This window comes from Gudongella sp. QWL-04 (genome assembly GCF_058683975.1).
In genome coordinates this window covers 199,663-213,708 of the sequence record NZ_CM178754.1, presented here as the reverse complement: position 1 = coordinate 213,708, position 14,046 = coordinate 199,663, and the positions used below count along the sequence as shown (strand labels likewise).

Annotated in this window: 8 protein-coding genes and 1 rRNA gene; all 9 read right to left on the bottom strand. The window is 38.2% G+C overall.

The genetic code is table 11. The features are described from left to right. Positions 1–934: 934 nt before the first annotated feature. The 9 genes from AC4PHB_RS01010 to rrf all read right to left on the bottom strand — a co-directional run bounded on the left by AC4PHB_RS01010 (position 935) and on the right by rrf (position 13,955). The gene (locus tag AC4PHB_RS01010; RefSeq protein ID WP_492136826.1) at positions 935–2,089 is read right to left on the bottom strand and encodes a hypothetical protein; all 1,155 of its coding nucleotides are present in this window, start codon (positions 2,087–2,089) and stop codon (positions 935–937) included. 214 nt (positions 2,090–2,303) lie between these two features. Beyond that, positions 2,304–4,445, bottom strand: coding sequence for a GmrSD restriction endonuclease domain-containing protein (locus AC4PHB_RS01005; RefSeq protein ID WP_492136825.1), 2,142 nt, complete (start codon positions 4,443–4,445; stop codon positions 2,304–2,306). Positions 4,446–4,457: 12 nt separating this feature from the next. Further along, on the bottom strand, positions 4,458–5,486 hold the full coding sequence (locus tag AC4PHB_RS01000) for a hypothetical protein (protein ID WP_492136824.1): 1,029 nt from the start codon (positions 5,484–5,486) through the stop codon (positions 4,458–4,460). A 207-nt stretch (positions 5,487–5,693) separates the two neighbouring features. Further along, a complete protein-coding gene (locus AC4PHB_RS00995) occupies positions 5,694–6,110 on the bottom strand; it encodes a hypothetical protein (RefSeq protein ID WP_492136823.1) in 417 nt (138 codons plus the stop codon). Position 6,111: 1 nt separating this feature from the next. Further along, positions 6,112–9,351 (bottom strand): type I restriction endonuclease subunit R, encoded by a 3,240-nt coding sequence (locus AC4PHB_RS00990; RefSeq protein ID WP_492136822.1) that lies wholly within the window; start codon positions 9,349–9,351, stop codon positions 6,112–6,114. 26 nt (positions 9,352–9,377) lie between these two features. Then, the gene (locus AC4PHB_RS00985) at positions 9,378–10,631 is read right to left on the bottom strand and encodes a restriction endonuclease subunit S (RefSeq protein WP_492136821.1); all 1,254 of its coding nucleotides are present in this window, start codon (positions 10,629–10,631) and stop codon (positions 9,378–9,380) included. Next, on the bottom strand, positions 10,621–12,144 hold the full coding sequence (locus tag AC4PHB_RS00980) for a class I SAM-dependent DNA methyltransferase (RefSeq protein WP_492136820.1): 1,524 nt from the start codon (positions 12,142–12,144) through the stop codon (positions 10,621–10,623). Before AC4PHB_RS00980 ends, AC4PHB_RS00985 begins: the two co-directional genes overlap by 11 nt. Before the next feature lie 194 nt (positions 12,145–12,338). Next, positions 12,339–13,595, bottom strand: a complete 1,257-nt coding sequence (locus tag AC4PHB_RS00975) for a uracil-xanthine permease family protein (RefSeq protein WP_492136819.1) — start codon at positions 13,593–13,595, stop codon at positions 12,339–12,341. A gap of 243 nt (positions 13,596–13,838) precedes the next feature. Further along, positions 13,839–13,955: ribosomal RNA gene (gene rrf, locus AC4PHB_RS00970) — 5S ribosomal RNA — on the bottom strand. Positions 13,956–14,046 lie beyond the last annotated feature (91 nt).

Here is a 14,046-nt window from a genome sequence, read left to right as displayed (position 1 = left end):
TATATATAGCTTAAAATGCTTATTTATCAACGCTTATCATAGATAAGCTCTCTCATATTGCCTTCCATTTACAGCAACATGTGTTCCAGCTCAAAATCCTTCGGAGACTAGCGAAGTGTTAAATAATAGTATCTTTTATCATCCTTTATCATCTCTATTGCATGCGCTACTGCACGCAAACCTATAGTTCAAGGATGTTGATTATTAGATGTTTTCGATTCATTGCTTCATCTCTGTTGCATTTAGATCTTTAATCCTCGAATGTATAGATTATAACACTGAATATGTGTGTGTATTTGCTTCGTGATTGTAGATAATAACCCCCGACCAACTGGGTCATTTAGAGCCGTTCTATAATATTCTAATTTATCATCAAATGTCTATTTTAAGACATTTCATCTCTTAAATGTACTGAGATATTCTGAATTATCCTGAGGGAGATGAGTTAATAGAGTTAAATATTTCCTGTCCAGATGCTTATTTTACAATATTTACACCTAATTTTAGTGCTTAATTTAACGGCTCCAAGGTATATTATTTCGTTGCCAAAACACATCAAAAACCAATGTCCTTTTGTGATTCTGCCTTGTGTTTATACAACTGAAATCATCTACCTCTACATACTTCGTGATGGAGTGATAATTCATTCCAGTCACTGCTCTCTTTTTTTTGTACTTTTTCCTTACATGAAATTAAATTCTCAGATATTATTGACTTGAGTAATTGTCAGCAAGTCCTTTCCTTCTTAGATAAGTGTGGTTACTTAATAGGGTATTATTTGAGGTATGTACTGGCAATTACTTTTTGTAATTTTGTCTGCCATTTAGTGGGTGCTACTAACAATTAGTATTCCCTTTCTAAGAAACAAAGTGGTAACCTTTTTCGTTGATATTCACACACATATAAGGAAGTAGACTAAAAATAATATATACCTTCAATTTTCAACTACTAGTTTATCATTCTCGATATATACTTTACCTTGACTGTTATTAATTGTTTGCCAATCAATTGTTCTTCGAGAGTTACCATTATCATAAGTAATAAAATATTTACTCTCAAATACAATAGGGTATTCCTTCCTCATTTTTTTCATTATGTCTATATAATCTTGCGCAGATTGCAGATAATCTTCAATGTCATAGTTATCGATGTATAAATCTTCAAAACGCATTTGCTTAAAATCAACGCTCTTCCGAACAAATTTAGATTCATTTAGGTCAAAATATAACCCTGCTTTTGATATATCCCTATTTATTTGGTAGATTAGTGGTTCATATTTAGTTTTGGCTTCAAAATATTCCATGACTTCTTCTTCCAAAATATCATTTCTTGAACGCATTTCTTCGAGCATAGTCAAGGCTTTATTCTGATTTTCTATAATTAAATCTCTATGTCTGTGCTCTGCCCTCTCTTTATCAAAAACTATAAATGTTGTTCTACCCGGATTTGGATAAAATTTATTTTCTACGTATAAGTTATAATAACTTCTAAAATAATCTCTTAGAACTGTTCCTCTATTAAAACCGTGAATAACTGTTATACTTGAATAATAATTCCTACAATAATCAACTATTTCATCAAAGGCTTTTCTTGATTTGCTTAGTGTAAGTCCATGGAAATCTACCTCCAAATCTAGTTCATATGGACAGTTGTCATAAAAATCCATTTTTTCACGCTTCTGATTTATATCTTGTTTAAGTGTGTTGAGTTGGAATTTTTCAACCTTTGAACTGTCCCATATAATTCTTACGCATGACAGTATTGATTTCCGTTTGTGGATAGTAATTCCTCTTGTGATTTTTCGTTCCAATAATTCATAGTTAACTATATTTTTTCTCTTATTCTTCCTATTTAATTCCTTATCAATCGGGTTTTCTAGAGTTTTTTCTACTTTCGATAGTGTATTATCATAACTTTCAGTTTTTACGTTTTCAACCTTTTTATCTATATCAATTTTGCTAGAAGTATCCAGAGTAACTTTTTTAAGATTCTCCTTCTTTCTATGCGGCTTAACTCCAGTAAAAGATTCAATTAAATAAAATAAGACAAAAATCGAAAAACCTATTAAAATAAAATATATATCATTCATAATTTCTTTTCTCCTATGTAAAATATCAAACTCTTGACAATCTAATACTGGAGATTTGCTATTTTACTCATTTATTCCTTATCTCAGCAAGTACTAGTTATAAGTTGTGTACTAATCCCTGTGGTGGTAAACATATAACATCAGATGTTTCACTGCCAATCAGAAATGATTGCTAAAGTGTGTGCAGAAGGGTCAATGACTATATAATTCTTGATTATTCATCATCCTGCCCATTCTTATTATTAAGCTGCCTATCAAGGGACTGTCTGATGAGTCTCATAACATAAGGGATCTCATCTATTTCAGATATAAATACCTCAACATCTCCATTACCCCATCTACCCATTCCAGTTACATCTCTACAAATTTCTTCAGGATCAACTAACTCTTTGAATGGCATATTTAGATTCAGTATTAATTTCTTAGCTTGGGATATAATATCAACAAAGTTTGTCTCAGCCTTGAAGGCAATATATTGCTTCAGGTATACCTCAGTTATCGCTGGGTCAAGGTCAAGTATCTTTTCTCTTAAAGCTGTGAAAAGCAAGCCCATTTTATCTACATAAGAGCTGCTACCCGGGTGCAAAAATGGATGGTCTTCCAAAGTGTAGCTGCTCTTCTCTTTGGGTTTATGTTTATACTTATTTAGAACGTCGTTTGGTATTTTAGGTGATACCCACACATCTAGTGCCATCTTGCTGAGTGATTCTGCTCTCTTAATTATAGACTCTTCATTCCAGTTTTCTACATCTCTCAACGATTGGTTTAGTTTAATTGGGCTGTCCTTATAACCATTATCCATGTCTCTCTTAGTTCTAAATGGTCTATTGCTGTATTCTGAGTTGTAACCTGTAAGCGTAAGGTTTCCCAATGTATGAAGCCATGTCTCGTGAACTCTTTCCCACTCAGGCCCAAGTTCCATTTTCCACTCATCTGTAATGTTTGGTGACTGAGGCATGATATGCTCTATAGTGTACTGTTGTACATCGACATACTCTTTTCTATTATAGTTTTCTAGCCTTCTGAGCCAATAGATCCTTCTTGGGTTATTGTATAAGTCGCGAACCATCATTTCTTTCATAAATTCCTGGTCATTAGGAAATCTCCTATATGAAGGCAGCAGTATGAACTGGGCTTTTATACTTTCAAGATAATTGTCTTTATCTATGGACTTCATAAAGTTTGCAAAGGTTGTATTCATTGAGTTGGTAGGGATCGCACAGATATTCCTCCTGAATGCATATGACTCAATAAGTCTTACGATCTGAACGAAATCTTCTTGCCCTAACTTGCCATTGTGATAATCGTCATAAAGCTCAAGCAACATTGGATAAGCTACGTCTACTTTTAATTCTTTTAGATCCATGAAGGCCACTCTTAATCTCTTATCCTTTTCGTGGTTAAGTGTCATATAACAATAGTACCTTGAGTACTCTCTAATGTCTCTTACTACTTCATCTATCTCAATACCATTGGTCTTGCAGTCTTTGTTATATTCCTTGAATGCATCATAGACTTCACCGATCTTTGGAATCTTACCTGTCTTCACCGTAAGAAAATGCCTCATGAAACTGTCGAAGTCAGATGTATAGGCTTCCTGTCCAAAATCGATCTCCATTGGACGCCAGTAATCCTCATAAAGTATTGTCTGATGGTTTATCTCGAGCCCCATTAGTATATAGTTACGAATAAGGTCAGCCTGAGTCAATTCCTTGCCAGTAGAGTTCATGCTTTCAAATATTAGCTGCGGATTATCCTGATCCCTGCTAAGTGCAATGTCTACTACGATAAGCTTTGCTATGCCCTTACAAAGAGATAACAGATCTCCATTCAACTCATCTACCCATTCTCTAAAGTAACTGTAGTTGTTCATTATCCTGATTGAATAATCCTTAGGAGCATCTTTGTCATTCACTACGGCTATAAGCGAATCCTTATCTGTCTTGGAAAGAATCAGCTTATACCTCCGGTCTCCTTCTTCCTCTGTGTTTAGAAGATAGTAGTTTCTTAGCTTTCTTGGCGAGAATCCATCAATTATCTCCCTCTTATCCTCAGGTAATTGTTCCAGCTTCTTTGCAAGAGCAGCTATTAGGAGCGAGATTGTTGTAAGTCTTTGTTGACCGTCGATTACCAAAAATGGTGTTTGATTTATAATTTGGTATATCCCTTTTTCTATGTATACGATTGAGCCTATGAAGTGAGCATTGATATTGTCATTCTCACCAGTTCTGATGATGTCATCCCAAAGTTGTCTACACTCTCTTTCAGACCACGAGTAAGTCCTTTGATAAATTGGGATCATGAATTGTGGTGACTTCTTCATAAACTCCAATAACTTTGCTTCAGATGCTTTCATATCTTGCCTCCTCTACCTAACCTTCTTAAAGTATAAGGTTTCATCCAATTTCCCTAAGACCGTGTCAATACCTTCCAATTCAAGAATTAATACATTTCCACTCACATTAATTTTATTAGATCTACCTGCAATTCCTGCTGTGGTTTCTCTTTTATGTGGTTCAAAGAGTAAAATGTCCTTAGTATTTGCAACTCCAAAACTGCTATCTGGACGATATATTTCTAAAACACCTTCTCCTTTTTTAAGGTTTAGTCCAATTTTTCTTGAATACAATATGGTTTCCCATTCACCGTCATGCGGATAATAAAATAAATTTAAGTACAGCACTAATAAGACAATTATAGTTGCTGAAACAATCAATATCTTTTTCCTATTACCCAATGTAATCTTATTGGCTGATTTGAGAGGTTGTTCTATATTGTTAGTATTATCATTCCAACTGATAAACTTATTATTTGCATTATCACTATGATCTTCAGAATCATTTTTATCCAATTTTTCTTGTGAGATAATACCTCTATCAACTTCTTTCGCTGTCGAAGAATCTATTGAGCTGGTTGTCAATCTCTCAGGAGATATTGTTGTTTCCTTGATGTTTTGATTTAATTTTCTTGACAGATTTGTCGCTATATCTTCTGTAGATACAGTTGCTATTTTTCTCTTCTCACCATATATTTTCACAAGAATGATAGCACCTATAGCTCCTGCACCCAATCCAAGAGAAGTTCCTAAAGTTCTTATACCTTCATGTTGTGCTTCAGAGTACTTAAAAATGCATGAAGCTCCACACGCTGCTAAAGCAAATCCTAGCGGTAGCAAATTTAACCTTTTTTTTGGTAAATAGCTGAACAATAAAAATAATAACAGGAATATTACTATTGCATAAATCGATCTATCGCCAACTTTTATAGCCCATTCATATGTTTGGCCTTCATACTGAGATAATACATAGCGGTCAATAACCCAAGAGCGAAAAACGAACACTGCAGTAAATGCAGCCCAGTAACTCAGTAGAGTAAATATAACATCTCTAATTTTCAAGTTATCACTCCTTCTACTTACGTCATTTAACTGTTACTTTCCTTATAATTAACCATTTCCTCGAATTGAATAAAGAAATCATAATTATCGTCATGGATTACATGTTATCTTATGTTTTCAAGTTAACCGACTTATTCTCTAGCTATTTAACATCAAACAAATCAAGTAGCAATATAATGCCCTCTTCATAACTGTACTAGTATTGAATTACAACTCTTCATCCGAATCTATCAATCTCAATAGAGCACCAATGTAATCGTTAGTAATTACACAATTCCCTGAACTCCAAGGATCAATGCAAACTCCTCCTATATCTGTATCGCTGAAAGACCTAGTCAGAATATCATATAATTTCATCAATACTGATACTTCATAGCCAGACCCATATAACTCCTCTGTATTAGTACAGATTATGTAGTAGTATTTATTATCAGATCCTTTCACCATACCATATACCATGGATTCTTCTAGCTTTGCTGCCTTATTGATTTCTACAGGTATATGTACTGCTTCATCATTCCTAGAATCTCTTACTAAAGCCAATAAAACATCATTGTACATTTTCTGAGTTGGTTCTTTAGAGAATATTTTCATAGCTTTCGTCAGATATGATACATTTGTCATTCTAAACCTCCTCTTCCTCTTCAGCTACCCAACCGTACGTGCTTTCAACTTCATCATAGAAGTTTCCAGCCATCTTCTCCGCTTGTCTCATTACAACGGTCATAGCCTGTATCCTCTTATCCGGTGGATAGTCATACTTCTTAAGTAGTCGCTTAATGACTCTTCGGATGTTAGCTCTGGCACTCTTACGGATGTTCCAATCCACTGTTGTATTGGTTCGGATGGCTTCAGTAAGCTCTTTTGCTATCTTTTTAAGGATCTCATCCTCCATAAGCTGTTTAACAAGATCGTCGGATGTAAGGGCATAGTAGAAAGCGATCTCATCCTCAGTAAGTCCAAGCTTCTTCTCCTCATCCTGGGTTGCTTTGATCTCGTGTGCCATCCTTATCAGTTCCTCAAGTACCTCAGCATTTGTGATAGCCTGGTTCCTGTATTTGATAAGTGCCTTTGTGAGCTTTTCTGAGAACTTCTCTGACTTGACGAGATTGGTCCTCTCTATGGTCTTGATCTTTCCTTCTAGTAGCTTCTTAAGCATTTCTACTGCAAGGTTCTTATGCTCCATATGCCTGATCTCGTCGAGGAACTCTTCTGATAGAATTGATATGTCCGGCCTGTCTAGGTTCATAGCTGCGAATACATCTATAACTTCCTCTGATATTATGCTCCTTTGAAGCATCTGGTTTATTCTTGCATCTATCTCTGCCTTGGATAGTCCCGGTGGTTTCCTGTCATTCAGCTTAACAAGACTTGCCTTGACTGCCTTGAAGTAGCTTACTTCGAGGTTCTTGTTCTTCCCTTCCTCTGTTGCAGCGCAAAGGGCGTGGGCTTTTGCAAGCTCAAGGGTGATCTTCTTGAATTCCTTCTGGTCCTCATCTGACTTGCCCAGTATATGGTTCATCCCTCCAGCTATTGCTCTTGCTCTTTCAAGCTGGGATTCACCCATGAATTTTGAGTAGTTGTAGCCATGCATCATGTTGTTGAGTATCTCAAGCTTTTCAAGCATGACTCTTACTGCTACGCTCGTATCTATACCAGTGTTGCCTCTGTCCTTGTTGGTGTATTGGTTAAGAGCATCCTTCAGGCTTTCCAGTATACCGATGTAGTCGACTACTACTCCTCCTGATTTCTCCTTGAAAACCCTGTTTACCCTTGCTATTGCCTGCATAAGGTTATGCCCTCTCATTGGCTTATCTACATACATAGTATGCATTGATGGTACATCAAAGCCAGTAAGCCACATATCCCTTACTATTACTAGCTTCAGTTCATCGTTGTTGTCCTTCATTCTTTTGGCAAGAAGGTCTCGTCGTTGCTTTCCTCCAACATGCTTCTGGATCTTCTCCTCATCTGCAGCGCTTCCCGTCATGACTACCTTTATCTTTCCTTTATCAATATCTTCATTGTGCCACTCTGGTCTTATGGCTGTTATCTCATCATAAAGCTCAGCACAAATACGCCTGCTCATGCAGACTATCATTGCCTTGCCGTCTATTGCCTTGGATTTCTCCTCATAGTGTTTAACTATGTCCTCCGCAAGCTTCTTGATCCTGTTTGGAGAACCTACTACAGCTTCAAGTCTTGACCATTTGGATCTGGTCTTGTCCCTTATGGATTCCTCCTGACCTTCGGTTATCTCTTCAAACTCTTGGTCGATGTTTTTCAATTCCTCGTCGTCTGTATCGAGCTTGATGATCCTGTTCTCATAGTAGATCCTTACAGTAGCTTCATCCTCTACTGCCTGGGTCATGTCGTATGTATCTATGGTATGTCCAAACACTGCTGTGGTGGACTTGTCTTCAAGGTCTATCGGTGTTCCTGTAAAGCCAATAAAGGATGCATTTGGAAGGGCATCCCTGACATATTTTGCATAGCCGTATGAGATCTCCCCTGTCTTGATGTCAGTTCTTGCTTTAAGACCGTACTGGCTTCTGTGGGCTTCATCGGCTATTACTATTACGTTTCTCCTGTCTGTAAGTACAGGCATATCTCCCTCTTCAGGGCTGAACTTCTGGATGGTTGTAAAGATTATACCTCCAGATTCCCTTTCATTTAGAAGGTCATATAGCCCGTTTATATCTGATCCATTGTTGGCTGATGCCTTTGCTCGTTTCTGAGCATCTGTAAGCCTTCTCACATCTGCCTGTACAGGGGTTTGTCTTAAAATCTCCTTGGATTTGCTGAATGTAGAATATAGCTGGTCATCGAGGTCGTTTCTATCAGTGATGACTATTATAGTAGGGTTGTTCAGATCCTTTATGAGATTTGCTGCATAGAAAACCATGGAAAAGCTCTTGCCTGACCCTTGGGTATGCCAGACTACTCCAATCTTTCTGTCTCCTTGTTCACTTATGGCTTCCTTGGTCTTCTGGACTGCTTTTTTGACTGCAAAGTACTGGTGGTACCCTGCAAGTATCTTTATGATAGATTTTACATCGCCAAGCTTCTTCCCATCGATGTCAAAGTCTGATTCCTTCGATTCCTGGAACAGTACGAAGCTTCTAATTATATCGATAAACCTGTGCTTCTCCAGCATGCCTTTGATTAGGACCTCGAATTGTGGTTTGTACAATGGTTCAATATTGATGCCGTCCTCTGTTCTCCAGTTCATGAACCATTCAAGATTGGATGTTATTGTGCCAACCTTTGCATTGACTCCATCTGTTAGGATCGAGAATGCATTGTAGTTGAACAGGGATGTTATGTCCTTCTTGTAGGTCTGTATCTGGTTGTATGCACTTTCTATACCTACATTCTCATCTACTGCCGACTTAAGCTCCATTACGACAAGAGGAATGCCGTTTACGAAGATAACTATGTCAGGTCTTCTCGACTCGTTTTCTATGACTGTAAGCTGGTTCACTGCAAGGAAGCTATTGATCTCTGGATGTTCATAGTCTATTATGTAGGCTCTCTTGGTCCTTATATGTCCCTTCTCATTGAAGGACACCTCAATTCCTTCCACCATAAGCTGATGGAAGTATCTGTTATTCTCTTCTAACATGGGGCTGTTAAAGGTTATAATTTGTCTGAAAGCTTCTTCAAGGGCTTCCTCTGGAAGATGCTTGTTGATCCTTCTTAGAGATTCCTTGACTCTACCTTGAAGGATTACTTCCTTGTAGTCCTTTCTCTCCTGCTTATCTCCACCTGGGGATATATCTGGACCAAATGCATACTGGTACCCCATTGACAGCAATAGCTCCAGTACTGATTCCTCAAGCATGCTTTCATTGAACATATCCATATCTTTACAGCCTCCTTTCTTGAAGATTATTCTTCGTTATCTATTGGTACTCTTATTTCTCCTGACATGAGCTTAGGTAGTAGGGCGTCACGGAGTTGCTTGAGACGTTCATTTTCCTTGATATTTTCTACCAATTTCCTGAATGAAGAATTAAGTAAGTCATTAAATATTTCAATTTTGTTGTCCAATGGAAATGGTATTTTTATGCTCTCAATTTGGCTTGGGCTAACATTGGGCTGTGCGCTACCACCACCAAGTGAAATTATTTCCTCATTTATTCTATTGTTTGTTAGTAGCACATAGGCAAAAGGAAGTTTCATGAATGGATCATCTCCTATAAAGAACTTCCCAACTCGCTGATTTACAAGAACAATATTGCTGAACTCGTATACTAACCCGATTTTACCAATGGTTGCTCCTGTCATTGCAATCAATATATCTCCAGATTTTACGATAAAATCCTTAGCCAAACTGACCTTATCTACTGAAACATATCCGACATCATTGTAATCAACGATGCCATTAGCTAAATTCTTTATTTTGACTACTGGTATACCTTCATCGGTCCACCACTGACTTTTAAATGCATATCCAGATTTAACCTTCATGTAATTTCCAATCTTCCCAACTTCCCATCCCTTTGGAATAGGTCCAAGCTCACTTTCAATCATATCTCCACCTGAGGACTTATATGGTTCTCCATCTTCATTGGGAAATTCAAAGTCCACAAACCAATGCTTGAATATTGCCTGAGCCATTTCTTCCAGCGTTTTGTTGATCTTGTTGTTAGTCTCGATTTTTTCATCCAGGGTTGATAGGATGTGAGCTATAGCTTTTTGTTCTTGAAGTGGTGGTAGATTTATCATATATGTCATAATATGATTCTTATCTCCACGTGGCATTTTTGTACCTTTTGCTCCTGACATTACGAAACTAAAGAAATCATCGTTTGCAAGAGCGTAGTATAAATACTCATTAATAACATTTTCTTTATTCCTAATTACCAGTACATCGTTCGATGCTCCGCCTTGGCTATCCGCAAACCAGATTTTCTTAAAATAAGGCCTAATGTTTGAAATAAGGACATCACCAACACCATATCTTTGTACTTTGTCAATCGATGGTAGTCCGCTTGATATCACTTTCCCCCCAAATTCAGGTATGAGGTTCTCAGTGGAAACATAATTAGTAATCCCAACCTCATTTATACTTATTTTGTCAGTACTATACTCCGATATTTCTGATAGATATACTTTCTTTTTATTGTGTTCATATGTCATACCCTATCCCCCCAAGGCTCTTCCTTATCTCTTCCTCAAGGTGTCTGGATTTAGCAAAAAGCTCAGCAAGCTCAGAAGTCATATTCTCCATCTTCTCATCGAAAGGTACTCCGTCATCCTCCAGTTCCTCTATACCTACATATCTTCCTGGAGTTAGAACATACTCGTGCCCTCTGATTTCATCAATGCTAGCTGCCTTGCAGAAACCTTTGATGTCCTCGTACATTCCATCAAGGTTTCTCCAGCTATGGTAAGTATCAGAAATCTTCTGTATGTCTTCCTCACTTAGTTCTCTATGCCTTCTGTCTATCATTTCTCCAAGCTTTCTGGCATCAATAAACAGAACCTCATGCTCTCTTGACCTGAAACTTGGGTTATCTTTTTTGTTTCTATTTAGTATCCATAGTGATACTGGTATTCCAGTTGAATAGAAAAGCTTGTCTGGAAGCGCAACTATTGCATCCACAAGGTCGTTTTCCAGTAGATTCTTCCTAATTTCACCCTCATTGGAGGTGTTGGAGCTAAGAGATCCGTTGGCTAATACTATTCCTGCAGTTCCATTTGGAGCAAGATGGAATATCATGTGCTGAAGCCATGCGTAGTTGGCATTTCCTGTCGGTGGTATTCCATATTTCCATCTGACGTCATCCTTAAGCCTATCTCCTCCCCAGTCGCTGATATTGAATGGAGGATTTGCCAGGATATAATCTGCCTTAAGTGTCTTGTGAAGGTCGTTGTGGAAGGTGTCCTCATGATATGGTCCCAGGTTGGCATCAAGCCCTCTTATTGCCAGGTTCATTTTGCACAGCTTCCAGGTGGTTGAGTTTAGCTCCTGACCATATATAGAAAGGTTTTCTACCTTGCCTTGATGATCCTCGACGAACTTTTCGCTTTGAACGAACATTCCACCTGATCCACAGCACGGGTCATAGACCCTTCCCTGATATGGTTCTATCATTTCTACAAGGGTCTTTACTATACTGGTAGGAGTGTAGAATTCACCGCCGCCTTTACCTTCTGCACTGGCGAACTGTCCAAGGAAGTACTCATACACTCTTCCAAGTAGATCCTTCTCTCCATTGTTATGTAGCTTTATTGTTGATATCAGGTCTATAAGCTCTCCAAGTCTTCTTTTGTCGATTTCCGGTCTTGCGTATCTCTTATCCAGAACTCCCTTAAGAGTAGGATTCTCCTTTTCTATAAGGATCATGGCATCGTCTACGAACTGTCCAATCTTTGGATCTTTTGCATTGTCCATGATGAATGACCATCTGGCTTCCTTTGGTACCCAGAAGATGTTCTCTGCAGCATACTCATCTCTGTCTTCCTCGAAACCTTCTCCTTCTTCGATTAGCTCATTAAATCTGGTTTCAAACTTATCTGATATGTATTTAAGGAATATAAGCCCTAGGACAACATGCTTGTACTCAGCTGCATCCATACTGCCTCTAAGCTTGTCCGCCGCCTTCCATAGGGTTTCTTCAAAGCCGATATTCCCTGTTTGTTCTGACATAAGTGAACCTCCTATGGTCAATATCTTCCTATATGTCTTATTTTACTTGTTTATTCTTACTAGGTCAAACAATTGTTCCAATTTTCTGGAGAATTAATCAACATTACCTATTTTCTCAAAAACCAAAAAATAAAAACTGGCTAAGGTTTCACCCTAACCAGTCGTATCAGTTCAATATTATATTTTTGTGCTTATTACGCTTTCTTAAGGTTCAGTACTGCGTTAAGTATGATACCTACCAGTGCAGCAAAGCTTAAACCTGTTATCTGAACTGTTTCATTTATTGGTATACCTATTGTGAAGCCCAGCATTGCGCTTAGCTGTGTGCTGAACATTCCAAGGATAAGAATAGTAGCCATTACAAGCAGGTTTTTAACATTCATTTCAACCTTGCTGTTCTTTATAGTCTTTACACCTATAAGAGCAATCATACTGAACAGCATTATACTTATTCCGCCCATAACTGCTGTAGGGATGCTTGACAGCACTGCACCTATTTTAGCTACAAAGGCTAGTATTACAGCAAAGATGGCAGCCATTCTTAATATTGACGGGTCATAATTCTTAGTTATTGCAAGTACACCTGTGTTCTCTCCGTAGGTTGTATTTGCAGGTCCTCCTATAAGAGCTGCAACTGTAGTGGCAAGTCCATCGCCAAGCAACGTTCTGTTAAGACCTGGGTCTTTTATGAAGTCTTTACCAACCACCTGACCGTTGGTAGTAATATCTCCCAGGTGCTCCATGAAAACTGCCAGTGTCACCGGTGCGATTATCGCTATTGCTCCTAAGTCAAACTTAGGAAGAGTGAAGGTCGGGATTGCAACAAGTTTTGCATTTGCCACTATGCTTGGATCTACAAGGCCCATAGCATAAGCTACGCTATATCCGACCACTACTGCTAATAATATGGAAAGTTGCTTTATGAAGCCTTTTCCAAGGAATGTTATCGCTAGTGCGATTCCAAGAGTCAGGGCTGCAATCATAAGATTTTGCGTAGCCATGCTGTAAGCAACAGGAACCAGGTTCAAACCTATTACGATTATCATGGGACCAATTACCTGAGGAGCAAGGAATTTTTGTATGTTTTCAACACCGATATACTTGATCAGGAAGGATATCAGGACATAAATTAATCCGGCTACAACAATACCCCCTTGGGCATAAGCCAGATCACCATTAAAAAGCTCTTTAACTGTTAGTATTACGGGAATAAATGCGAAGGATGAACCGAGGAAAACGGGTACCTTGCCCTTTGTGCAAGCGTGGAATATAAGTGTTCCGATTCCAGCGGATAGAAGTGCTATCGATGGGTTCATACCTGTGATTATTGGAACCAGTACTGTGGCACCAAACATTGCGATTAGATGCTGAAGTGCAAGAATCGTCTTTTTTGCATTGGCGGTAGTGATAGTTCCTGCGTCCAACGTTGTTTTTACAACATTCTCAGTCATATTCTATTCTCCTTTCCAGCCTCTCTGGACTGATTTAAAGTTTTTTCTTTCTTGAATATTGTACCACTGGTCTCTCGCCTTTACAATCATAATTTCAAGTTTTTTTAACATAACATATGACATAAAACATAACAGGATGACAGAGGGCTAGGATGAGATCCCTCGGCTTTCGCTCGGGATGACAGAGGGCTAGGATACATAAAAAAAAGACCCACTGCAATAAGCAGCGGATCTTCATTCAGAGACTGGCAACTTCCTACTCTCCCAGGTCGTTTCCAACCAAGTACCATCGGCGTTAAGAGGCTTAACTTCTGTGTTCGGTATGGGTACAGGTGTCTCCCTCTTGCTATCGTCACCAGACGAAAACTAAATCTACTATAGAACAAACACTACTTACTACAATTCACAATTTACAATTCACAGTTCTCAGCTAAGATTCTTCGCTTACGCT